Source organism: Brevundimonas sp. 1080, assembly GCF_040545985.1.
Lineage (GTDB): Bacteria > Pseudomonadota > Alphaproteobacteria > Caulobacterales > Caulobacteraceae > Brevundimonas.
This window is the reverse complement of the sequence record NZ_JBEPMW010000003.1, coordinates 415,447-439,034: the sequence shown is the minus strand read 5'-3', so window position 1 is coordinate 439,034 and position 23,588 is coordinate 415,447. Positions and strand designations below refer to the sequence as shown.

At 65.9% G+C, this 23,588-nt stretch carries 21 protein-coding genes; 20 read left to right on the top strand and 1 reads right to left on the bottom strand.

What is annotated here, in order from left to right; genetic code table 11:
• Positions 1–21 precede the first annotated feature (21 nt).
• The 3 genes from proS to ABIC32_RS12745 are packed head-to-tail and all read left to right on the top strand — an operon-like array spanning position 22 to position 3,318.
• Entirely contained in the window at positions 22–1,338 is a 1,317-nt protein-coding gene (proS, locus tag ABIC32_RS12755) for a proline--tRNA ligase (RefSeq protein ID WP_354074425.1), read from the top strand.
• Positions 1,335–2,621 carry a lipoprotein-releasing ABC transporter permease subunit gene (locus ABIC32_RS12750; RefSeq protein ID WP_354074424.1) on the top strand — a complete coding sequence of 429 codons (1,287 nt, stop codon included), beginning with the start codon at positions 1,335–1,337 and terminating at the stop codon, positions 2,619–2,621. Before proS ends, ABIC32_RS12750 begins: the two co-directional genes overlap by 4 nt.
• Positions 2,614–3,318, top strand: coding sequence for an ABC transporter ATP-binding protein (locus tag ABIC32_RS12745; RefSeq protein ID WP_354074423.1), 705 nt, complete (start codon positions 2,614–2,616; stop codon positions 3,316–3,318). Before ABIC32_RS12750 ends, ABIC32_RS12745 begins: the two co-directional genes overlap by 8 nt.
• Before the next feature lie 15 nt (positions 3,319–3,333).
• Here the strand turns inward: ABIC32_RS12745 and msrA are convergent, their stop codons facing one another.
• Positions 3,334–3,957, bottom strand: coding sequence for a peptide-methionine (S)-S-oxide reductase MsrA (msrA, locus tag ABIC32_RS12740; RefSeq protein WP_354074422.1), 624 nt, complete (start codon positions 3,955–3,957; stop codon positions 3,334–3,336).
• A 386-nt stretch (positions 3,958–4,343) separates the two neighbouring features.
• Here msrA and dnaE point away from each other — a divergent pair, with 386 nt between their 5' ends.
• From dnaE to lpxB, 17 genes are all read left to right on the top strand, one after another.
• Positions 4,344–7,808 carry a DNA polymerase III subunit alpha gene (gene dnaE / locus ABIC32_RS12735; RefSeq protein WP_354074421.1) on the top strand — a complete coding sequence of 1,155 codons (3,465 nt, stop codon included), beginning with the start codon at positions 4,344–4,346 and terminating at the stop codon, positions 7,806–7,808.
• Positions 7,809–7,895: 87 nt separating this feature from the next.
• Entirely contained in the window at positions 7,896–8,492 is a 597-nt protein-coding gene (locus tag ABIC32_RS12730) for a DUF4142 domain-containing protein (protein ID WP_295240839.1), read from the top strand.
• Positions 8,493–8,718: 226 nt separating this feature from the next.
• A complete protein-coding gene (rpsB, locus tag ABIC32_RS12725) occupies positions 8,719–9,582 on the top strand; it encodes a 30S ribosomal protein S2 (protein WP_017503967.1) in 864 nt (287 codons plus the stop codon).
• Positions 9,583–9,693: 111 nt separating this feature from the next.
• A complete protein-coding gene (gene tsf / locus ABIC32_RS12720) occupies positions 9,694–10,635 on the top strand; it encodes a translation elongation factor Ts (protein ID WP_039247421.1) in 942 nt (313 codons plus the stop codon).
• Between the two features lie 127 nt (positions 10,636–10,762).
• Positions 10,763–11,497 carry a UMP kinase gene (pyrH, locus tag ABIC32_RS12715; protein WP_045811327.1) on the top strand — a complete coding sequence of 245 codons (735 nt, stop codon included), beginning with the start codon at positions 10,763–10,765 and terminating at the stop codon, positions 11,495–11,497.
• A gap of 39 nt (positions 11,498–11,536) precedes the next feature.
• A complete protein-coding gene (gene frr / locus ABIC32_RS12710) occupies positions 11,537–12,094 on the top strand; it encodes a ribosome recycling factor (protein WP_017503964.1) in 558 nt (185 codons plus the stop codon).
• A gap of 37 nt (positions 12,095–12,131) precedes the next feature.
• Positions 12,132–12,905 carry a polyprenyl diphosphate synthase gene (gene uppS / locus ABIC32_RS12705; RefSeq protein WP_354074420.1) on the top strand — a complete coding sequence of 258 codons (774 nt, stop codon included), beginning with the start codon at positions 12,132–12,134 and terminating at the stop codon, positions 12,903–12,905.
• Positions 12,905–13,723, top strand: a complete 819-nt coding sequence (locus ABIC32_RS12700) for a phosphatidate cytidylyltransferase (RefSeq protein ID WP_205680905.1) — start codon at positions 12,905–12,907, stop codon at positions 13,721–13,723. Before uppS ends, ABIC32_RS12700 begins: the two co-directional genes overlap by 1 nt.
• On the top strand, positions 13,720–14,916 hold the full coding sequence (dxr, locus tag ABIC32_RS12695) for a 1-deoxy-D-xylulose-5-phosphate reductoisomerase (protein WP_354074419.1): 1,197 nt from the start codon (positions 13,720–13,722) through the stop codon (positions 14,914–14,916). Before ABIC32_RS12700 ends, dxr begins: the two co-directional genes overlap by 4 nt.
• A 27-nt stretch (positions 14,917–14,943) precedes the next feature.
• Complete coding sequence (locus ABIC32_RS12690) at positions 14,944–16,161, top strand: M50 family metallopeptidase (RefSeq protein WP_354074418.1); 1,218 nt, start codon at positions 14,944–14,946, stop codon at positions 16,159–16,161.
• 29 nt (positions 16,162–16,190) lie between these two features.
• Positions 16,191–18,647, top strand: coding sequence for an outer membrane protein assembly factor BamA (gene bamA, locus ABIC32_RS12685; RefSeq protein ID WP_354074417.1), 2,457 nt, complete (start codon positions 16,191–16,193; stop codon positions 18,645–18,647).
• A 32-nt stretch (positions 18,648–18,679) separates the two neighbouring features.
• Positions 18,680–19,285, top strand: a complete 606-nt coding sequence (locus ABIC32_RS12680) for an OmpH/Skp family outer membrane protein (RefSeq protein WP_354074416.1) — start codon at positions 18,680–18,682, stop codon at positions 19,283–19,285.
• Positions 19,286–19,292: 7 nt separating this feature from the next.
• On the top strand, positions 19,293–20,306 hold the full coding sequence (gene lpxD / locus ABIC32_RS12675; RefSeq protein WP_354074415.1) for a UDP-3-O-(3-hydroxymyristoyl)glucosamine N-acyltransferase: 1,014 nt from the start codon (positions 19,293–19,295) through the stop codon (positions 20,304–20,306).
• Positions 20,303–20,797 carry a 3-hydroxyacyl-ACP dehydratase FabZ gene (gene fabZ / locus ABIC32_RS12670; RefSeq protein ID WP_045811203.1) on the top strand — a complete coding sequence of 165 codons (495 nt, stop codon included), beginning with the start codon at positions 20,303–20,305 and terminating at the stop codon, positions 20,795–20,797. The genes lpxD and fabZ overlap by 4 nt, the downstream gene beginning before the upstream one ends.
• Positions 20,797–21,585, top strand: coding sequence for an acyl-ACP--UDP-N-acetylglucosamine O-acyltransferase (gene lpxA / locus ABIC32_RS12665; RefSeq protein ID WP_354074414.1), 789 nt, complete (start codon positions 20,797–20,799; stop codon positions 21,583–21,585). Before fabZ ends, lpxA begins: the two co-directional genes overlap by 1 nt.
• Positions 21,582–22,421, top strand: coding sequence for a UDP-2,3-diacylglucosamine diphosphatase (gene lpxI / locus ABIC32_RS12660; RefSeq protein WP_354074413.1), 840 nt, complete (start codon positions 21,582–21,584; stop codon positions 22,419–22,421). Before lpxA ends, lpxI begins: the two co-directional genes overlap by 4 nt.
• Entirely contained in the window at positions 22,418–23,587 is a 1,170-nt protein-coding gene (gene lpxB, locus ABIC32_RS12655; protein ID WP_354074412.1) for a lipid-A-disaccharide synthase, read from the top strand. The genes lpxI and lpxB overlap by 4 nt, the downstream gene beginning before the upstream one ends.
• The last annotated feature ends 1 nt before the right edge of the window (position 23,588 follow it).

Sequence of the window (23,588 nt, the reverse complement as noted above, 5' to 3'; positions counted from 1 at the left end):
CTACGCCTAGGATTCCCCACCATGCGCCTGTCGCGCTTTTTCCTGCCCACGCTGAAGGAAGCTCCTTCGGACGCCCAGATCGTCTCGCACCAGCTGATGCTGCGCGCCGGCATGATCAAGCAGGAGGCCGCCGGCATCTACGCCTGGCTGCCGCTGGGTTTGAAGGTGCTGCGCAAGATCGAGCAGATCGTGCGCGAGGAGCAGATGCGGGCAGGGGCCGTCGAACTGCTGATGCCGACGCTGCAACTGGCCGACCTGTGGCGCGAGAGCGGCCGCTATGACGCGTACGGCCCCGAGATGCTGCGCATCACCGACCGTCACGAGCGTGAGCTGCTGTACGGACCGACCAACGAGGAGATGATCACCGACATCTTCCGGGCCTATGTGAAGTCCTACAAGTCGCTGCCGCTGAACCTGTTTCACATCCAGTGGAAGTTCCGCGACGAGCGCCGTCCGCGCTTTGGCGTGATGCGCGGGCGCGAGTTCCTGATGAAGGACGCCTATTCCTTCGACGTGGACGAGGCCGCGGCCCGCGTCGCCTACAACCGCATGTTCGTCGCCTATCTGAACACCTTCGCCCGCATGGGCCTGAAGGCTGTGCCGATGCGCGCCGACACCGGCCCCATCGGCGGCGATCTGAGCCACGAGTTCATCGTCCTGGCCGAAACCGGCGAGAGCGAGGTCTTCTGCGACCGCAAGCTGGTCGAGATGCCCGCGCCCGGCGACGACTTCAGCCCGGAGGCCGTGCAGGCCGTGTTCGACGAACGCACCGCCCTCTACGCCGCCACCGAAGAGATGCACGATCCGTCGCAGTTCGAGGCCAAGACCGCCGAAGGCGACCGCCTTTCGGCGCGCGGCATCGAGGTCGGCCACATCTTCTACTTCGGGACCAAATATTCCGCCCCGATGAAGGCCAAGGTCGCCGGGCCCGACGGTCAGGACGCCGAGGTCCACATGGGCAGCTATGGCGTCGGCGTGTCGCGCCTGCTTGGCGCCATCATCGAGGCCAGCCACGACGCCGGCGGCATCATCTGGCCCGACGCGGTCGCGCCGTTCGACGTGGTCGTGATCAATCTGCGCGCCAATGACGAGGCCGTCTCGGCCGCCTGCGAGGACGCGGTGGCCCAGCTTGAAAAACTCGGCAAGGACATTCTTTACGACGATACCGACGAACGTCCGGGCGGCAAGTTCGCCACCGCCGACCTGATCGGCGTGCCGTGGCAGCTGACCGTCGGTCCCAAGGGGCTGGCGGACGGCGTGGTCGAACTGAAACGTCGCGCCACCGGCGAGAAGGTGTCCGTGCCGCTCGCCGAAGCTATCGAAAGGCTGACCGCTTGAGCCTGCCGTCTCGTCCGTCCGGCGCCTTCTCCTCGTGGGAGATCGGCCTGGCCCTGCGCTACCTGCGCGCCAAGCGCAAGGAAGGCGGCGTCGCCACCATCGCCGTCATCAGCTTCATCGGCATCATGTTGGCCGTCGCCGTGTTGATCAGCGTGATGAGCATCATGTCCGGCTTCCGCAGCGAACTGCTGGGCCGCATGCTGGCGTTCAACGGCCATATGTATGTGCAGGGGCAGGTCCTGACCTCGCCCGATCGCGAAGCCGCGCTAAAGCGCATTCAGGCCGTGCCGGGCGTGGCCAGCGCCAGCCCGCTGAACGAGGCGCAAAGCCTGATCCGCGTCGGCAGCTATACGACCGGCGCCATCGCCAAGGGCATCCGCCCTGAGGATCTGGCCAAGACCCAGTATGTCTTCGACAGCTTAAGCCCGCAGGAGCGCGCCAGCTTCGGCAAGGGGCCCTATGGCGGCGACCGCATTCTGGTCGGCGCGGCCCTGGCCAACTCCATGGGCCTGCGCGTCGGCGATCCTGTGACCCTGTATTCGCCGACCGGGGCCGACAGCGCCTTCGGCAACCTCGGCGGACTTGAGAAGACCTATTTCGTCGGCGGCCTGTTCCGTTCGGGCGCCGCTGACTATGACCGCGCCTTCATCTTCATGCCGCTGGAGCAGCAGCAGCTCTTCTTCGGCAAAGAAGGCGTCTGGGACGCCATCGAGATCAAGGTCGACGATCCCGATCAGGTCGGCGCCCTGACCGCCGCCATCCGCAACGCGGCCGGTCCCGGCTCGGTTGTCAGCGACTGGCGCGAGCGGCTCGCCGCCTTCTACGGCGCGCTGAAGGTCGAACGCGTAGCCATGAGCATCATCCTGGGCCTCGTCGTCGCCATCGCCGCCATGAACATCATCTCCGGCATCGTCATGCTGGTGAAGAACAAGGGCCGCGACATCGCCATCCTGCGCACCATCGGCGCCAGTCCCTCGGCGATCCTGCGCGTCTTCTTCATGGCCGGTGCCATGATCGGGGTGGCGGGCACCATCGCGGGGCTGATCCTGGGTCTGCTGTTCTGCTGGAACATCGGCTCGATCCAGCATTTCCTGGAGTTCTTGCTGCAGACCAAGCTGTTCGATTCCGACGTCTATATGCTGGACGCCATCCCGGCCCTGGTCGATCCGGTGGACGTGGCCTGGGTGGCCTTCTGGTCCCTGTTGATGAGCTGTATCGCCAGCCTGCCGCCGTCATGGAACGCGTCTCGCATCGATCCCGTGGAGGCGCTGCGCTATGAGTAAGGCTCCCATCCTTTCGGTGCGCGGCCTGACCCGCACCTACGACACCGCCCAAGGCGGCCTGACCGTGCTGAAGGGCGTGGATCTGGACGTCTATCCCGGCGAACTGGTCGGACTGATCGGACCGTCGGGCTCGGGCAAGTCGTCGCTGCTGCACGCCGCCGGCCTGTTGGAGAAACCCACCAGCGGCACGGTCGCCATCGACGGCGAACAGGTCGGCGATCTGGACGAGCGCGCCCGCACACGCCTGCGCCTGGGCCGGATCGGCTTCGTCTATCAGTTCCACCACCTGCTGCCCGAGTTCGATGCGCGCGATAATGTCGCCCTGCCAATGCGGATCGCCGGGTTGTCCCAAGACGAGGCGCGCAAACGCGCCGAGGTCACGCTGACGGCCCTTGGGCTAGGCGAACGCCTGACGCACCAGCCGGCTCAGTTGTCGGGCGGCGAACAGCAGCGCGTCGCGATCGCACGGGCCCTCGCCAATGGCCCTCGGCTGCTGCTGGCCGACGAGCCGACCGGCAATCTGGATCCGACCACCAGCCAATCCGTGTTCGAATCCTTGCGCAACCTGGCCAAGACCACGGGCGTCGCCGCCCTGATCGCCACCCACAATATGGAGTTGGCCGGCCATATGGACCGCGTCTTTGCGCTGAAGGACGGTCATTTGGAACAGCGCGAGGCCCAGAGCCACGCTTACTGAGCCAACGCCTGTCGATCAGCTGACGGCGGCGTCGCCCCAGATCGCTCGCAGGCGTTCGGGGCGGCGGCATCCGATCCGGTAGGCCTGATAGCTGGCGGCGTGGCGCTTGGCGTAGTTCTGATGCTCCTCGCCCGCCGGCCAGAACCGCTGGGCGCCGACGACCGGCGTGGTGAAGCTCTTTCTCAGCACGCGCATCGCCGCATCGCGCGAGGCGACGGCGTCCGCGCGCTGGGCTGCTGTCGCAAAGACGGCGGATCGATAGGACGGCCCCTGGTCGCAGAACTGACCGTTCGGATCGGTCGGGTCGATGGTGCGCCAGTAGCGATCGACCAGGGTGCGATAGCTGACCACACGCGGATCGAAGGTGACCTGCACCGCCTCCATATGGCCGGTGCCGCCGCGCACCACCTGCTCATAGGTCGGGTTTGCGGTATGGCCGCCCACAAAGCCGGACACGGCCGAGCGCACCCCCGGCACGTCATCAAAGGCCTTCTCCTCCGACCAGAAGCAGCCGCCGGCGAAGATCGCGGTCTGAAGCGCCGTCTGCGCCTCGGCCTGACGGGCCAAGGGCGCGCCGACCGCCAGCGCAACGACGGTCAAGGATGCAACGGCGGCGAGGGCGGTCGTGCGAAGGGACATGGTCTCATCTCCTTTTGCATTGACTACGACGGCGACGCGCAAACGGTTTCACCGAGAACGACTTGACCGGAACAAAACGCCAACATAGAACATTAGCAGAACATATCGGATGTCTCGGAGCCAAGGTCATGCCGCGTTTGATGAGGGATATGCTGTCGCTGGCGTCGTGCGGCGGTTTCGTATGGATGGTCTGGACCGTGGCGATCAGCGTCTCCGCCTGAGATCAGACGAATTAGACACTTTAGACGGTGTTTTTTTCGAGGACCGTCTGAAGCCAGCGATCCACAGCCGATCTGTGGGGCGACCGGTTTGCGATGGCCGCACGCCACCCGATATGAGACTCAGGGTAGAGTAGGGCTCTTCAGCGGGCCAGGGTCGAAGAAGGCGTGAACGAGCCGGTGAACAGTCAGGGTTTTGTCCATCTGCGGGTCCGCTCGGCCTATTCGCTGCTGGAAGGCGCGATCAAGGCGGCCAAGGTCGGCAAGCTGGCAGCCGACGCCGGAATGCCGGCGGTTGGGGTGGCGGACAGGGCCAACCTGTTCGGCGCGTTGGAGTTCAGCCAGACGGCAAAGGATGCGGGCGTTCAGCCGCTCGTGGCCTGCGCCCTGCCGGTCTTCGGCATCGGCGGCCAGGTCAACGCCCGCTGGGCCAAGGTTCCGACCATCGTCTTGCTGGCTCAGGACACGACCGGCTGGCTGAACCTGTGCGCCCTGTCGTCGTCCGCCTATCTGGACGCCGGAGAAATGGCCGAGCCGGGCGTGGCCTGGGAGCAGGTGGTCGCCCGCTCCGAAGGCCTGATCCTGCTATCCGGAGGCCCCGACGGCCCGGTCGATCCGCTGTTCGCCCAAGGCAAGAAGGCCGAAGGCGCCGCCGCTCTGGCGGCGATGAAGGCGGCGTTCGGCGACCGCTTCTACGTCGAACTGCAACGCCACGGGCTTGAGGACGAAAAGCGCGCCGAACCGTGGCTGGTCGAATGGGCCTATGCCAACGACGTGCCGCTGGTCGCCACCAACGACGTCTATTACGCCAAGGCGGCGCAGGCGAAATCGCACGACGCCCTGCTGTGCATCGCCGACGGCGCCTTCACCGGGCAGGAGGATCGCCGCCGCATCACCGGCGAACACTGGTTCAAGCCGGCCGCCGTCATGCGCGAGCTGTTCGCCGACCTGCCCGAGGCGTGCGACAACACCATCGATATTGCGCGCCGCTGCGCCTTCCTGGTCAATACGCACGCGCCCATCCTGCCGCGCTTCGACACCGGCGCCGGGCGCTCCGAGGCCGATGAACTGGCCCACCAAGCGCGCGAGGGGCTGAAGGTCCGCCTGACCGAGGTCACGCCGGCCGTTCCCGAAGAGGAATACTGGACCCGTCTGGAGTGGGAGGTCGGGATCATCCAGCAGATGGGCTTCCCTGGCTACTTCCTTATCGTGTCGGACTTCATCAAATGGGCCAAGACCCACGGCATTCCCGTGGGGCCGGGGCGCGGCTCCGGCGCCGGCTCGCTGGTCGCCTGGTCCCTGACCATCACCGATCTGGACCCGTTGCGGTTCGGCCTGCTGTTCGAGCGGTTCCTGAACCCCGAACGCGTCTCCATGCCCGACTTCGACATCGACTTCTGCCAGGAGCGGCGCGAAGAGGTGATCGACTATGTGCAGGACCGCTACGGCAAGGACCGGGTGGCCCAGATCATCACCTTCGGCACCTTGCAGGCGCGCGCCGTGCTGCGCGACGTGGGCCGTGTGCTGCAGATGCCGCTGGGTCAGGTCGACCGGCTCTGCAAGATGGTGCCGAACAACCCGGCAGCGCCCGTCACCCTGGCCCAGGCCATCGACATCGAGCCGCGCCTGAAGGAGGCGCGTGACGCCGAGCCGGCGGTGAAGACCCTGCTGGAAACCGCGCTGGAGCTGGAGGGGCTATACCGCAACGCCTCCACCCACGCAGCCGGCATCGTAATTGGTGACCGGCCTCTGACGGAACTGGTGCCGCTGTATCAGGATCCGCGCTCCACCATTCCGGCGTCCCAGTTCAACATGAAATGGGTCGAGCCGGCGGGCCTGGTGAAGTTCGACTTCCTGGGCCTGAAGACGTTGACGGTGCTGGATCGGGCGCGCGGCTATCTTGAACGGCGCGGCGCAGCCAGGGACTGGAACAGCCTGCCGCTGGATGATGCGCGCACCTACGAGCTGATGGCCTCTGGTCAGACGGTCGGGGTGTTCCAGCTGGAATCCCAGGGCATGCGCGACACCCTGCGCAAGATGCGCTGCGGCTCCATCGAAGAGATCACCGCCCTGATTTCGCTTTATCGGCCGGGGCCGATGGAGATGATCGACACCTATATCGACCGTAAGTTCGGGCGCGCGGAGGTCGATTATCTGCATCCCAGCCTGAAAGAGGTGCTGACCGAGACCTACGGCGTCATCATCTACCAGGAACAGGTGATGAAGATCGCCCAGATCCTGGCGGGCTACAGCCTGGGCGAGGCCGACCTGCTGCGCCGGGCGATGGGTAAGAAGAAGAAGGAGGAGATGGATTTCCAGCGCCTTCGCTTCGTCAAGGGCGCCGCCGAGAAGGCCGTGCCGGAATCGCAGTCCGGCTCCATCTTCGACCTGGTCGCCAAATTCGCCGGATACGGCTTCAACAAGTCCCACGCCGCCGCCTATGCGCTGATCTCATTCCAGACGGGTTGGCTGAAGGCCAATCAGCCGGTCGAGTTTTTCGCGGCGTCCATGAGCTTGGACTTGTCGAACACCGACAAACTGGCGGTCTTCTATCAGGACGCCAAACGGTTCGACGTGCCGGTCCTGGCGCCCGACATCAATCGCTCGTCGGCCGACTTCGACGTGGCTTGGGACGACGACAAGGGGGCGGTGCTCTACGCTTTGGGCGCGATCCGAAACGTGGGTCTCGAGGCGATGAAACATGTCATCGAGGTGCGCGAGACGGGCGGGCGGTTTGCCGACATCTTCGACTTCCTCGAGCGCGTCGATCCGCGCAGCGTGAACAAGCGCGCGCTGGAAGGCCTGGCCAAGGCCGGCGCCTTCGACAGCATCCACCCCAACCGGCGTCAGTTGCTGGAACAGGCCGACGTTCTGATGGCCTATTGTCAGAGCGTGGCGGCCGAACGCGCCTCGTCGCAGGTGTCGCTGTTCGGCGGCGACCAAGCCCATGCCGCGCGCCCGCGTCTGAAGAGCGTCGAGCCCTGGGTCGGGCCGGAGCGGCTGGATCACGAACTGTCGGCGGTCGGCTTCTATCTGTCGGGCCACCCGCTGGACGAGATGACCTCAGCCCTGAAGCGCAAGCGCGTCACCTTCGTCGCCGAAGCGATCCCGCTGGCTGAGTCCGGCCATGAAGCGTTCCAGATGGCGGGTGTCGTTCGTCGCAAACAGGAGCGGGCCAGCGCGCGGACGGGCGAGAAGTTCGCCTTCGTGACCTTCTCGGACCCGACCGGCGAGTTCGAATGCCTGTTTCCGCCCGAACAACTGCGCAAATGCCGCGAGGTGCTGGAGCCCGGCGCCTCGGTCATGGTGCGCGTGCGCGCCAAGTCTTCGGAGGGAGAGGTGCGCTTCTTCGGCGACGACGCCTCGCAAATGGATAATCTGCTGGACGACGCCAACATCGGCCTTCGCATCCATGTCTCGGCCCGCAGTGCAGACGCCGAGGCGCTGAAGGCGCGGCTGGAACGCGCGCGATCAGGCGCGATCGGCAAGGGCGGGGAGGTGTCGCTGATGATCGCAGGCCTCGATCAAGGGCGCGAGGTGGAGGTCAAGATTCCCGGTCGTTATCGCCTGGACGGGGCCCTGCGCGGCGCGCTGAAGTCAGCGCCGGGCGTCGTTATGCTGGAGGACGCCTAAGCCCTCTCGGATATGGTCAAGCTTTTGATTTTTCGGAACCTCACGGACGCGTGATGGGTTTGGTCAGTCCATAGGGAGACTGTTCCAATGAAATATCTCGCCATCGCCAGCGTCGCCTCGCTGGCCCTTCTCGCCGCCTGCAACCAGGGTGGCGACAGCGCCGCCCAGAACACCGGCGAAGCGGTCAACGCCACCCAAGACGCCACGTCCGGCGTCGTGGGTCAGACCTCGGCCATGACCATGGGCGCCAACACCGTCGACGGTTTCGTCACCGGCCTGGGCACCGGCAACATGTATGAGCTGGAAGCCGCCAAGATCGCCGCAGCCAAGTCCAAGAATGCGGACGTGAAGGCTCTGGCCGCCATGATCACCAAGGATCACACCGCCGCCGGCGAGAAACTGGCCACCGCTCAGGCGACCGCTGCGCCGAACGTCGCCATCCCCACGACGTTGGACGAACGCCGCAAGGGCCTGATCGACAATCTGAACGCCGCCACGCCGGATGACTTCGACAAGGTCTATCTGGACCAGCAGGTCGCCGCCCACAACGAGACGCTGACGCTGCTGAACGGCTTTGCCGACAACACCGAAGCGCCGGCTCTGGCCACCCTCGCGCGCGAACTGGTGACGCCCGTCACCGCGCACCGCGACCGTGCCAGAACCCTGCTAGACGCGATGAAGTAAAGGCAGCCGTCGCGTTGCTGACCAAAGGCGGTCCCGTAAGGGGCCGCCTTTTTCGCATTTGCAGGGCTGCGCTTGCTATTGCGGCCCATCCGGCCTACATGGCCCCCGCATTTCGCAACGCGGGAGAGGCGCGCTTCGGGGAGACATCCCGATCCGCACCATTCCGAGGGTCTTCAGACCTTTAATCCCCCGCGCCACGTTTGATCGGAAAAAGGACTGAACGATCATGGCTCTGCCTGAATTCTCGATGCGCACCCTGCTTGAAGCCGGCGCCCACTTCGGCCACCAGACGCACCGCTGGAACCCGAAGATGGACCGCTACATCTTCGGCTCGCGCTCGAACATCCACATCATCGACCTGTCGCAGACGATGCCGCTGTTCCACCAGGCTCTGGTGGCCGTGCGCGAAGTCGCCGCCAAGGGCGGTCGCGTTCTGTTCGTCGGCACCAAGCGCCAAGCCGCAGAGCCGGTCGCCGAAGCCGCCAAGCGCTGCGCCCAGTACTACATGAACAACCGTTGGCTCGGCGGCACGCTGACCAACTGGCGCACCGTGTCGGGCTCGATCGCTCGTCTGCGTGAGCTGGAAGGCATTCTGGAAAACGGCGGCGAAGGCCGCGTCAAGAAAGAGCTGCTGAACCTGCAACGCGAGAAGGACAAGCTTGAGCTGTCGCTGGGCGGCATCAAGGACATGGGTTCGATCCCGGACATCATGTTCGTGATCGACACCAACAAGGAAGCGATCGCGATCCAGGAAGCCCGCAAGCTGAACATCCCGATCATCGCTATCCTGGACACCAACTCGGACCCGGACGGCATCACCTATCCGGTCCCCGGCAACGACGACGCCGCCCGCGCCATCCAGACCTACTGCGACCTGATCGCCGACGCCGTCCTGGACGGTCTGGCCGCCGGTGCTTCGGCCTCGGGCATCGACCTGGGCGCTTCGGAAGCTCCGGTCGAGCCGATGCTGCGTGAAGCCTCGGCCCCCAAGGCTGAAGCCGAAGCCGCGCCGGCCGGCACGGAAGGCGCCGCCGCCGAACTGGAAGCCGCTGCTGAGCCGGCTGCCGAAACCGAGAAGGCCGAGGGCTGATCGCCCGCCGGGCGGCGTTCGCGTTCTTGAGCGCCGCCTGACGAACTGACACACGGCCGGGCTAAATCAGTCCGGCCGTTCCCACATACGAAATCCCCCAAGGAGAAGAACATGGCCGAGATCACTGCCGCCCTCGTGAAGGAGCTTCGCGAGCGTTCGGGCGTCGGCATGATGGACTGCAAGAAGGCGCTGGTCGAAAACGACGGCAACATCGAAGCAGCAATCGACTGGCTGCGCGCCAAGGGCCTGTCCAAGGCCGCCAAGAAGGCCGACCGCGTCGCCGCTGAGGGTCTGGTCGCCGTCGCGTCGAAGGAAGACGGCAAGGGCGAAGTCGCCGCCGCCATCGAGTTCAACGCCGAAACCGACTTCGTCGCCCGCAACGAGCTGTTCCAGAACGCCGCCAAGTCGTTCGCCCAACTGGGTCTGGAGCACCACTCGGTCGAGGCCCTGCACGGCGCCGAACTGGAAGCCGGCAAGACGGTCCAGGACGAAGTGACCAACATGATCGCCACCATCGGCGAAAACATGCAACTGCGCCGCGCCGCCCGCCTGTCGGTGTCGGAAGGCGTCGTCTCGACCTACGTCCACAACGCGGTTTCGCCGGGCGTCGGCCGTATCGGCGTGCTGGTCGCTCTGGAAGGCGAGGGCGACAAGACCGCGCTTCGCGAACTGGGCCGCAAGATCGCCATGCACGTCGCCGCCACCGCGCCGCTGTCGCTGAACACCGACGACCTGGACCCCGCCGCCATCGAGAAGGAACGCGCCGTTCTGATCGAAAAGGCCAAGGAAGAAGGTCGCCCGGAAGCCATGATCGAAAAGATCGTGGAAGGTCAGATCAACAAGTTCCAGAAGGACGTGGTGCTGTCCAAGCAGCCGTTCGTCATGGATCCGGACGTGACCATCGAACAACTGGTCGCCAACTCGGCCAAGGAACTGGGCTCCTCCAACCTGCACCTGGCCGGCTTCGTCCGTCTGGCGCTGGGTGAAGGCGTCGAGAAGGTCGAAGGCCCCGACTTCGCGTCGGAAGTCGCCTCCATGATGGGCGGCAACTAAAAAACATTCCCCTCATTCGTGAGGGTTTTGTATCAGAAGGGCGCGTTCGGCTTTGATGGCCGGCGCGCCTTTCGTCTATAAGAAGCCGCCTGATTCAATGGCGCCGCAGTCAAACGGACCTTCCCGCATGCCCGACGCCCCCTCGACCTTCCGCTACAAACGCGTCCTGCTGAAGGTGTCGGGCGAGGTGCTGATGGGCGACCAGTCGTTCGGCGTCGACATGAAGACCGTCGATGCGGTGGCCAAGGCCGTCGCGGACGTCGCGGCCGAGGGCGTCGAGATCTGCCTGGTCATCGGCGGCGGCAACATCTTCCGCGGTCTGTCCAAGGCGGCGGCCGGCATGGAGCGCGCCCAGGCCGACTATATGGGCATGCTGGCGACGATCATGAACGCCCTGGCCATGCAGTCGGCGCTGGAGAAGATCGGCGTCTCGACCCGCGTGCAGAGCGCCATTCCGATGGCGGCCATCGCCGAACCCTACATCCGCCGGCGCGCGCTGCGGCATCTGGAAAAGGGCCGGGTCGTGATCTTCGCCGCCGGTGTGGGCGCACCGTTCTTCACCACGGACTCGGGCGCGGCGCTGCGTGCGGCGGAGATGGGCTGCGACGCCCTGCTGAAGGGCACCAGCGTGGACGGGGTCTATACCGCCGACCCGAAGAAGGATCCCGACGCGACGCGTTACGAGACCTTGTCCTATCAGGATGTTCTGGCCAAGGATTTGCGGGTCATGGACGCCTCGGCCATCGCCATGATGCGCGACACGGGGATACCGATCGTGGTCTTCTCCATTCGGGAAGACAATTCGCTGCGCCGGACCCTGACCGGCGAAGGCACGTTCACGGTCATTCAGGACGTCGCCTGAACGTTCGCCTGACCAGGAAAGACAAGAGAGACCAAGACCATGGCAAAGCCTGACCTCAAGACCTATCGCGACCGCATGGATCGCTCCGTCGCCGCCCTGAAGGAAGAGTTCAGCGGTCTGCGCACCGGCCGCGCCAACGCCGGCCTGCTGGAGCCCGTGCGGGTCGAAGCCTACGGCTCGGCCTCGCCCCTGACCGCCGTCGCCGCGATCAGCGTGCCCGAGCCCCGGATGCTGAGCGTCAATGTGTGGGACAAGGGCATGGTGGTCGCCGTCGAAAAGGCGATCCGCAACGCCAACCTGGGTCTGAACCCGATCGTGGACGGCCAGACCCTGCGCATTCCGGTGCCGCCCCTGACCGAGGAACGCCGCAAGGACCTGGTCAAGTTGGCCGGCAAATACGCCGAGCAGCAGAAGATCTCGGTTCGCAACGTCCGCCGCGATGCCAACGACGACCTGAAGAAGGCCGAGAAGGCCGGTGAGATCAGCCAGGACGAGCAAAAGAAGATGGAGACCGAGGTCCAGAAGGACACCGACGCGGCCATCAAGCGCATCGACGAGACCTTGAAGACCAAGGAACAAGAGATCATGCAGGTCTGAGGCGAAACGGCTGGGTCCGGAAGGGATCGCACGACAGATGACGGCAGACCGCGCCGCGCCTTCAGGCCAAAGCCCAGACAAGCAGGGTCAGGACGGCCCGCGCCACGTCGCCATCATCATGGACGGCAATGGACGCTGGGCGAAGGCGCGCGGCCTGCCGCGAGCCCTGGGCCATCGTGAGGGCGTCCAGGCGCTGAAGCGCACCATCCAGGCGGCGCCGGATCTGGGCATCGATTGCCTGACGGTGTTCGGCTTTTCGACCGAGAACTGGAGCCGGCCCGAGGACGAAGTGTCGGACCTGATGGGGCTGGTGCGGTCCTACGTCGCCAGCGATCTGGCCCGACTGACCAAGGCCGGCGTCCGGCTGAAGATTTTGGGGCGACGCCAGGGACTGCCGGCCGATATCGCCGCCATCATCGAACGGGCCGAGGCCCAGACCTCCCATAACGATCGCTTTCTGTTGCAGGTCGCCTTCAACTATGGCGGTCGCGCCGATCTGGTGGACGCGGCGCGTCGCCATATGGAGCGGGTGCTGGCGGGCGAGACGGTCGAGCCTTTCAACGAGGCGATTCTGACGGCAGGGCTGGCCACGGCGGGGTCGCCGCCGCTTGATCTGATCGTGCGCACGTCGGGCGAGCAGCGGCTGTCGAACTTTCTGTTGTGGGAGGCGGCCTACGCCGAGCTCGTGTTCCAGGACATTCTGTGGCCCGACTATGGCCCCAAGGCCTTGGCTGAGGCGATCTCGGCCTTTGGTCAGCGCGACCGCCGTTTCGGCGGACGCGTGATCGCGCCTGAGCGCGCGACGGCCTGATGGCGGTCAAGGGTAGGGATATCGCCCTCAGGGCTGCGTCCGCCGTCGTGCTGGCGCCCGCCGCGGTCGCTGCGACGTGGGGCGGCGGCGTGTGGTTCCTGGCCCTGATGATTGTGGCCAGCGTCGTCCTGGCGTTCGAATGGGCGGCGATGAGTGCGCCGCATGCGCGCCGCGTCATGGGCGGCGCGGTCAGCTTCGGCGTCGTGGCGGCGGTGATCAGCGCCCATTTCGGGGCCATGTCCGTCGCCTTCATCATGCTGGTGTTCGGCGCGGTCGCGGCCGGAGTCTATGCCCGCAGCCGAGGGCAGGAGGCGCTGGATGCCGCCTATGGCGTGCTCTATCTCGGCTGGCCTTCGGTCCTGCTGATTTGGCTGCGGGACGTCGACAGTTTGATCGGGCTGCACTGGACCGTGCTGGTCTTCGCCGTCGCCTGGTCGGCCGACATTGTGGCCTACCTGGCAGGATCCACCTTTGGCGGACCCAAGCTGTGGCCGCGCTTCTCGCCGAACAAGACCTGGTCCGGGTTCATCGGCGGTGTTGCCGCCGGCGCGGTTGCGGGCGCCGTCATGACGGCCTGGGTCAATATGGGCGCCTTGAGCGTCGTCTGGGGGGCAGTGCTGGGCTTTGCGGGGGCTTTGGCAACCATGGCGGGCGACCTGTGGGAATCGGCGCTGAAGCGACGGTTCGGGGTCAAGGATGCGGGGAACACCATTCCTGGCCACGGCGGCCTGCTGGACCGTGTCGATGGCCTGATGTTCGCGGTCGTGGTCGTCGCGGCTGGCCGACTGATCGTCCTGATGCTGGAGCGTGGGGCATGATCCGGCGTCGCATCACTGTGCTTGGCGCGACCGGATCGGTCGGCGCTTCCACGCTGGACCTGATGGCTCAAGCCGAGGCGACGGGCACAGGCGCGTTCGAGGTCGAGGCCCTGACGGGCGGCGCCAATATCGCCAAACTGGCCGAGCAGGCCAAACGCTGGCGGCCCAAGCTGGCCGTGACGGCGGATCCTGCGCGGTTGGACGAACTGCGCGACGCCTTGTCCGGCACGGACGTCGCTGTCGCCGCCGGCGACGCCGCGATCGTCGAGACGGCGACGCGGCCTGCCGACTGGATCATGGCGTCCATCGTCGGAGCGGCGGGTCTGAAGTCCGCCTGGGCGGCGGCGGGGACGGGCGCGACCCTGGCGCTGGCCAACAAGGAAAGCCTGGTCTGCTGCGGCCCCGCCCTGATCGAACGGGTCAAGCGGGCAGGGGGGCGCTTGATCCCCGTCGATTCCGAACACTCCGCCATCTTCCAGGTGTTTCCGGCCGAAGCGCCTGAGCGCGTGGCCAAGCTGATCCTGACGGCATCGGGCGGACCGTTCCGCCAGACTTCGCGCGAGCAGATGGTCGGCATCACGCCCGAACAGGCCGTGGCCCACCCCAACTGGAGCATGGGGGCCAAGATTTCGGTCGACAGCGCCACCATGGCCAACAAGGGTCTGGAGATGATCGAGGCGGCCTATCTGTTCGATATGCCGCAGGATCGGATCGACGTCGTGGTGCACCCCGAATCGATCATCCACAGCCTTGTGGAATATGTGGATGGTTCGACCCTGGCCCAGATGGGACCGCCGGATATGCGCACGCCGATCGCCTGCGCTCTGGCCTGGCCGGATCGGATCGCGTGGCCGGCGCCCAAGTTGGATCTGGCTGCGCTGGGTCGGCTGACGTTCGAAGCGCCCGATCTGACGCGCTTTCCCGCCCTCGATCTGGCGCGTCAGGCCCTGAAGGCGGGCGGCGCGACGCCCGCCGTGTTCAACGCCGCCAACGAGGTCGCCGCCTTCGCCTTCCTTGACCGCAAGCTGGCGTTTCTCAATATTGCCGCAGTCGTCGCCGAAACCCTTGAGCGTGCGACGAAAGCGGGGATGGCTTTCGGTTCTGGAGACGCCTGCGGCGCGGCCCTTTCGGTCGACGCCGAGACGCGTCGAATGGCCGAGAGCGTCATCGCTGGCCTTGCGAATGCGGCCTGACAGCAGGCCAGGGGAGACGATTTTCGAATGCTGGGCGTCCTGGGTCAGGTCCTGATCTCCATCGCCTCGTTCCTGCTGGTGCTGACCTTCATCGTCACCATCCACGAACTGGGTCACTTCCTCGTCGCGCGCGCCTTTGGCGTGAAGGTGGACCGGTTCGCGGTCGGCTTCGGCAAGGCCGTGGCCAGCCGCACCGATCGTCACGGCATCGAATGGCGTCTCGGTTGGCTGCCGCTCGGCGGCTATGTGAAGTTCTCGGGCGATCTGGATGCGTCCAGCGTGCCTGATCGGGCCGGACTGGACGAGTTGCGCCGGCGCGTGGTGGCCGAGCGCGGGCCCGGCGCCGAACGTGACTATTTCCACTTCAAGCCGGTGTGGCAGCGCGCCCTGATCGTCGCGGCCGGACCCATCGCGAACTTCATTCTGGCCATCACCATCTTCGCCGTCGTCTTTATGGCGGTCGGCGTGTCCTTGCGCCCGGCGCGTGTCGCTCAGGTCCAGGCGGGATCGCCGGCCGCAGCCGCTGGATTCCAGGTCGGCGACCTTATCACCGAGGTGAACGGCAAGGCCATCAAGGACGGTAGCGCCGTCACCCGCACCGTCATGCTTTCGACCGGCGATCCCGTGCGTTTCACGGTCGAGCGCGCCGGGCGTCCTGTCGAGCTGGTCGCGACGCCGGAACGCCGCGAGGAAAACGACCCCATCGCCGGACGCGTCAAGGTCGGCCGCATCGGCCTGGGGCTGGGCTCGTCAGCCGGCGATGTCCGCCACGTGCGTTACGGCCCTATCGACGCCGTGGTGGAGGGTGCGCGCCAGACGGCCGACGTCATCGGCTCGACCCTGACCTACCTCGGACGCCTGGCGACGGGCCGCGAGTCGGGCGATCAGTTCAGCGGTCCGCTGGGCATGGCCAAGGCGACGGGCTCGCTGACCACGGCTGCGGTCGAAGCCAATCCAGCGCCTGGCGCCATGGCGATCAACCTGATCCTGACGCTGACAACCTTGGCCGCCATACTTTCGATCGGAATCGGCTTTCTAAATCTGCTTCCCATTCCGGTCCTCGACGGCGGGCATCTGCTTTTCTACGGCTATGAGGCTGTGGCGAAACAGCCTGTGTCGGCGCGGTTCCAGGAGATGGGCTATCGTGCAGGCCTTGCGCTTTTGGCGGGATTTATGTTGTTCGCAACGTGGAACGACCTACAGAAGCTCAATATCTTCCAATTCCTCGGCGGGCTCGTCTCGTGAGCCGACGCCAGCCCCCGACGGTTTCCCGAATGAATGACATGACCTCTCGCGCCGCCGTTCGACTGAGCGCCCGCTCCAGCCTGCTGGCTCTGGCGGTCGCCGCCGGGCTGGGCGCACCCGCGCTGGCCCAGACCGCGCCGGCCCAAGCCGCGCCGGCGACGACGCCTGCTGCGCCGGCTCAAACGCCAGTCCAGACGGCCCCGGCGAGCGCTGCCGAACCGCGTGTCGAGATCGCTGCGCCGCAGACGATCACGATCAATCGCATCATCGTGCAGGGCGCGCAGCGGATCGACCAGACGACGGTCCTGTCCTACCTGCCGATCCGTCCGGGTGATGCGGTCGACGCCTCGGTGCTGGACGTCGCGGTGCGCACCCTGTCGCGCACGGGCCTGTTCGCCGACGTGCAACTGGGCATCCAGAACGGCGACCTGATCGTCCAAATCGTCGAGAACCCCATCATCAACCAGGTGGTGTTCGAGGGAAACAAGGCGCTGTCGAAGGACAAGCTGACCAAGGAAGTGACCCTGGCGCCGCGCGGCATCTACACCCGCGCCAAGGTCCAGGAGGACGTCGGCGCCATCGTCGAACTGTATCGCCTCCAGGGCCGCATCTCTGCGACCGTGACGCCCAAACTGGTCCAGTTGGAACAGAACCGCGTCGATGTGATCTTCGAAATCAACGAAGGCCCGCAGACCGGGATCAGCGCCATCAACGTCTTGGGCAACGAGGCGTTTTCCGATCGCGACGTGCGCGGCGTGATGGTCACGGAGAAGTCGACCTGGTGGAAGTTCTTCTCCAACAACGACAACTACGATCCCAACCGCCTGGAATACGATCAGGAGCAACTGCGGAAGTTCTACACTAACCGCGGCTATTACGATTTCCGCGTGGTGTCCTCGGTCGCCGAGCTGCAGCCTGACGATCAGGCGTTCCAGCTAACCCTGACGCTGAACGAGGGCGACAAGTACAACTTCGGTGAGATCAAGGTCGTCACCCAGAACGACCGGCTGAACGCCGACTTCCTGAAGGCCCTCGTGCCGATCCGGGAAGGCCAGCTGTACGAGAGCGACAAGATCGAGCAGGCCGTCGACGCCCTGACGTTCGCAGCCGGTTCGGCCGGTTACGCCTTCGTCGAGATCAATCCAACCTATAAGGCCAATCCCGAGACGGACACGGTCGATGTGACCTTCAACGTGTCCGAGGGCCAGCGGGTCTACATCGATCGCATCAATGTGGTCGGCAACACCCGCACGATCGACCCGGTGATCCGCCGCGAACTGCTGCTGACCGAGGGCGACGCCTTCAACCGCGCCCTGATGGAGCGCTCGCGCAACAACCTGCGGGCCCTGGGCTTCTTCAAGGACGTGACGGTCGAGGAAACGCGCGGCAGCGCGCCGGACCGTTCGGTCATCAACGTCAACGTTCAAGAACAGCCGACCGGCGAACTGTCCGTCGGCGCGGGCTTCAGCTCCGTCGACTCCTTCACGGTCAACCTGGGCATTTCGGAGCGGAACTTCCGCGGACGCGGCCAGAACGTGGTCGCCCGTCTGGAGTGGGGTTCGCTGCGCCAGCAGGTCGACTTCCGCTTCACCGAGCCGAAGTTCCTCGGACGTGATCTTCGCGCCGGTTTCGACCTGTTCCACTCGCGCTACGACCTGAGCCAATATTCATCGTACGACTATCGCTCGACCGGCGCCGGGCTGCGTCTGTCCTATCCGCTGAACGGCAATATGCTGCTCAGCACTCGCTATTTCCTGAAGTCCGACGAGATCATCGTGCCGACGGGCTTCTGCTCGGGCGTGGGGCAGGGATCTTCGGCGCTTTGCGATCAGATCGGCAGCTTCATCAACTCGTCGGCGGGCTACACGCTACAGGTCAACTACACCAACGATCCGATCCGTCCGACGCGCGGCTGGGCCGGGTCTCTGCGTCAGGACCTCGCGGGTCTGGGCGGCGACGTGAACTATGTGAAGACCGAGGCCGATGCGAGTTGGTACTACGGCTTTACGCCGAACTGGATCGTCAGCGTTCAGGGTTCCACCGGCTACGTCAGCGGCTGGAACGGCGACCCGATCCGCATCAACGATCGCTTCTTCAAGGGCGGCAACAGCTTCCGCGGCTTCGAGACAGCCGGTATGGGACCGCGCGATCTGAATACGACCGACGCCCTGGGCGGCAACTTCTACGCCATCGGTACGGTCGAGTTGACCCTGCCGAACTATCTGCCCGAGCAATATGGCATCAAGACCTCGCTGTTCGCCGATGTCGGTACGCTGGGCGTGCTGGATGACCGCTACAAGCTGACGTCCACCGGGACGGTGAACGCCAACATCGCCGATGAGCTCTCACTGCGCGCGTCGGCGGGCGTCAGCATCCACTGGAAGTCGCCGATGGGTCCGATCCGCTTCGACATCTCCAAGGTTCTGTCCAAGGAAGACTACGACAAGACGGAATCCTTCCGCTTCTCGACCTCCACCCAGTTCTAATCGCGGCTTTTTCGACCGCACGAGGAAACACCATGAAAGCTCTGATCATCGCGGCGACCGCCGCTGCTTCGCTCATCGCCACCGCCGCCTCGGCGCAACAGACCGGCGCGCCCGCCAATCCCGGCCCGGTGATCCCCGGCGTCTGCGTCTATTACAATGCGCGCCTGCTGGCCCAGTCGTCGGCCGGCCAGGCCGTCGAAGCCCGCATGCAACAACTGGCCCAAGAAGTTCAGGGCGAGCTGCAACCGTATGCAACCCAGATCCAGACTGAAGCCCAGCAGCTGCAATCGGCCGGCGCCAGCCTGCCGGCCGACCAGCTGCAACAACGCCGTCAGGCTCTGCAGCAGCGCGCGCAAGAGGCGCAACAGCTGGAAGCCACCCGCGAAAACGAGCTGCGCTACACCCTGGGCATGCAGCGTCAGGCCATCACCGAGGCCGTGTCGCCGATCCTGACCGCCCTGTATCAGGAGAAGGGCTGCGGCCTGCTGCTGGACCGCGAGAGCGTCTTCATGATGAACCCGGCCATGGACGTCACCGATCTGGCGATCCAGCGCCTGAACACGGCCCTGCCGACACTGAGCTTCAACCGTATGGCGGTGCCGGCTCAAACGCAGGCTCAACCGGCCGCCGCCAACTAAGTCGTCGATGCCCGATCCTCGCTTTTTCGAAACCCTGTCGCCCCTCAGCGTCGCCGATCTGGCGGTGCAGATCGGCGGCGAGGTCGAGCGGGGCGGGGATCGCATGATCGCCTCCGTTGCGCCCTTGTCCTCTGCGGACGGGGGCGCGATCGCGTTTTTGGGTGACCGCAAGTTCGCCGCTGCGCTGGCGACGACCCAGGCCGGCTGCGTTATCGTTCCGGCTGAGGCCAAGGACGCCGCGCCGTCGTCTGCCGCCGTCATCGTCTCGCGCACGCCTCAGGCCTCTTGGGCCAAAGTGTCGCTGGCGCTGCATCGCCCCATACTCCTGGATAAAGCGATCAGCCGCGACGAGGCGGCCGAGGACGACAGCGTCGTGGTCGAACCCGGCGCGATCCTGGGGCAGGGCGTCCGCATCGGTCGCGGGTCCCGCATCGGCGCCAACAGCGTCATCGCGCCCGGCGTGCAGATCGGCCGCGATTGCGTGATCGGCGCCAACGTCAGCGTGGCCTTCGCGCTGATCGGCGACCGGGTGAAGCTGTATGCCGGTGCCCGGATCGGCGAAGCGGGCTTCGGCGCCACGGGCACGGCGGCGGGGGTCATGGATATTCCCCAACTGGGCCGCGTCATCCTTCAGGACGGCGTGACGGTGGGCGCCAACTCCTGCATCGACCGCGGCGCCTATGACGACACCGTCATCGGCGAGAACACCAAGATCGATAATCTGGTCATGGTCGGCCACAACTGCGTCATCGGCCGCAACTGTCTGCTGGTCGCCAATACCGGCATCTCGGGCTCGGTGACCGTGGGCGACAATGTCATCTTCGGCGGCAAGGCTGGGATCGGCGACCACATCACGATCGGCGAGGGTGCGCGCGTCGCGGCGGGGGCCGGTGTGCTGGCCGATGTTCCTGCCGGCGAGACCTGGTCGGGTTATCCGGCGCGTCCGATCCGACAGTTCTTGCGCGAGACGGTCTGGCTCGCCAAACAGGCCTCATCGAAGAAGGCTCCGAAGGAATCATAGGGATGAGCGACACGACTGCCGTCGAAGGCAAGATCGATTACGCCGAGGTGATGCGGCGGCTGCCGCACCGTTATCCCTTCCTGCTGGTGGACAAGGCCGAAGACTTCGTGCCCGCGACGTCGATCGTCGGCATCAAGAACGTGACCCACAACGAGCCCTTCTTCCCCGGTCACTTCCCGATCGATCCCGTCATGCCCGGCGTGCTGATCGTCGAGGCCATGGCCCAGACCGGCGCCCTGCTGATGTCCAAGACGCTGGATGTCGCCGTGGCCGACAAGGTCATCATGTTCATGTCGATCGACGGGGTTCGCTTCAGAAAGCCCGCGCGGCCCGGCGACCAGCTCCGTATGGAGGTCAAGGTGATCCGCGCGCGGGGCGACGCCTACAAGTTCCGGGGCGAGACCTTCATCGACGGCAAGCTGGCGGCCGAAGCCGAGTTCATGGCGATGGTCGTGACTGTGCCTGCTCCAGCGCCTGGGCCGGCGGCCTGATGACCGTTCACCCCACGGCTCTGATCGACGCGACGGCGACCCTGGGCGAGGGGGTCGAGGTCGGCCCCTGGTGCACGGTCGGGCCGAATGTGGTGCTGGGCGACAACGTGCGTCTGGTCAGTCATGTCGTGGTCCAGCAGGACACGACGGTCGGGGCCGGAACGGTCATCCACCCGTTCGCCGTCATCGGCGGCGACCCGCAGCACAATGGCTACAAGGGCGAGACGGTCCGGCTGGAGATCGGCGAGAACAACCTGATCCGCGAGCACTGCACCTTCAATCGGGGCACGCCGCAGGGGACGGGCGTCACGGTCGTGGGTTCGAACAACCTGTTCATGACCGGCGCCCATGTCGGTCACGACTGCGTCGTCGGCGACAATGTGGTCATGGCCAACAACGCGACCTTGGGCGGTCATGCTCAGGTCGGGGACAAGGTGTTTCTGGGCGGGCTGTGCGCGGTGCACCAGAACGGCCGCGTCGGGCAGGGCGCGATCATTGGCGGTTTGGCGGCGGTGACGCGCGACGTCATCCCCTACGGCTCGGCCTGGGGCAATCACGCGCGGCTGCGTGGGCTGAACTTGATCGGGCTGAAGCGCAAGGGCTACGGCAAGGATCAGGTGAGGCGTCTGTTGGCGGCCTACCGCGATCTGTTCGAGGGCGAGGGCGAGTTCGCCGGTCGGATAGACGGCGTGGCGCAACGTTATGCCGACCTGCCCGAGATCATGGAAATCATCGCCTTCATCCGCGACGGTGGGCGGCGTCCGCTGTGCCTGCCCAACGCGGAATGAGCGCGGCTGGAAAGCTGGGTCTGATCGCAGGCGGCGGCGATCTGCCGGCGGCCGTCGCGGCGCGTTGCGATACGCTCGGGCGGCCGGTTTTCGTGATCCGTCTGGCGGGGTTCGCGGACGAGCATCTGGCGCGCTGGCGCGGCGCTGAGTTCGGCATGGCGCAGATCGGCGCGATCCTGAAGGCGTTGAAGTCAGAGTGCTGCACGACCGTGTGTCTGGCGGGCATCGTCAATCGGCCGGATTTCAAGACGTTGAAACCCGACTTCAAAGGGGCGACCCTGTTGCCGGGCATCGTCGCCGCCGCCTCCAAGGGCGACGACGCCCTGCTGCGCAAAATCCTGTCAGTGTTCGAGGCCGAAGGCTTCGCCGTCGAGGGTGCCGACGACATACTGGGCGGCGACACGCTTGGCGCAGGCGCGCTGGGCGCCGTATCGCCGACCGAGCAGCAGTTAGGCGATCTGAAAAAGGCGCTGCATGTCGCCGAAAAATCGGGTGAACTGGATATCGGTCAGGGTGCCGTGGTCTGTGACGGGCTGGTCCTCGCGGTCGAGGCGCAGGAAGGCACGGACGCGATGCTGGCCCGCGTCGCCAATCTTCCCGCCGACTTGCGTGGAGCGGCTGATAGCCCGAGGGGCGCGCTCGGCAAGGCGCCCAAGCCCATTCAGGATCTGCGCGTCGATATGCCCGTGATCGGGCCGCGCACCGTCGAAATGGCGGCGGCGGCGGGTCTGGCGGGCATCGGCGGGGTGGCCGGACGTTTGATCCTGATTGATCGCGCGGCCATCGTCGAGACGGCGAACCGTCTGGGCCTGTTCGTCTGGGGCGAGGATCGGTGAGCCGTCCGCTAAAGATCATGTTGGTGGCGGCGGAGGCTTCTGGCGATGCGCTGGGCGCCGGTCTGGCCAGGGCGTTGAAGGTGCGGTTAGGCGACGGTGTGGCCTTTGTCGGCGTCGGCGGACCCAAGATGGCGGCCGAAGGCGTGGTCAGCCCCTTCGATATCGCCGAACTCTCGATCCTGGGCTGGATTGAGGGTTTGCGCGCCTATGGCAAGGTCAAGCGGCGCGTCGAGCAGACGGCGGCGCTGGCCGAGCGGGAAAAGCCCGACGCCGTGGTGCTGATCGACAGTTGGGGCTTCACCATCCGTGTGGCCAAGGCGATCCGGGCCGCGCGGCCGGACCTGCCGCTGATCAAATACGTCGGGCCTCAGGTCTGGGCCTCGCGGCCGGGCCGGGCCAAAACCTTGGCGGGCGCCGTCGACCATCTTCTTGCCCTCTATGGCTTCGATGCGCCCTGGTTCGAGCGCGAGGGCCTGCCGACGACCGTCGTCGGTTCGTCTGCGCTTCATGTGAATGTTGATGCTGCGGACGATGCAGCGTTCCGCGCGCGTCGTGGGATCGCGGCCGATGCGCAGCTTCTCTTGGTGCTGCCCGGCAGCCGGCCGAGTGAGATCACCCGAATGGCCCCCGTCTATGAGGCGACGGTCAGAAAACTGAAGACCACGAACCCCGGCCTGGAAGTCGCCGTGGTCGCCGCGGGGACGGTGGCTCACGATGTTGCAGGCCGCGTCGCGGCCTGGCCCTTCCGCGTTCATCTGGTCGACGAAGCCGAAAAGTATGACGCCATGCGCGCCGCGACAGTCGCCCTGGCCACCAGCGGCACCGTGTCGACCGAACTCGCGCTGGCTGGCGCGCCGATGGTCATCGCCTACAAGATCGACGGGCTCAGCTATCAGCTGATGCAGCGGTTCGTGACCGCCAAACACATCACCCTGTTCAATGTCGCGGCTGACGACCGGATCGCGCCCGAATTCATCCAGCACGAGGCGACCCCGGCCATCCTGACGGCGGCGGTCGGGCGGCTGCTGGCCGACCCGGCCCTGGCGGCCGAACAGGCGCGTCGCCAGATGGCGGCATTGGACTTGATGGGGCGCGGAGGACCGGACCCATCCGAACTGGCTGCCGACGCCGTGCTCAAGGTCATCGCCGAGAAGTCGGGGAGCTGAC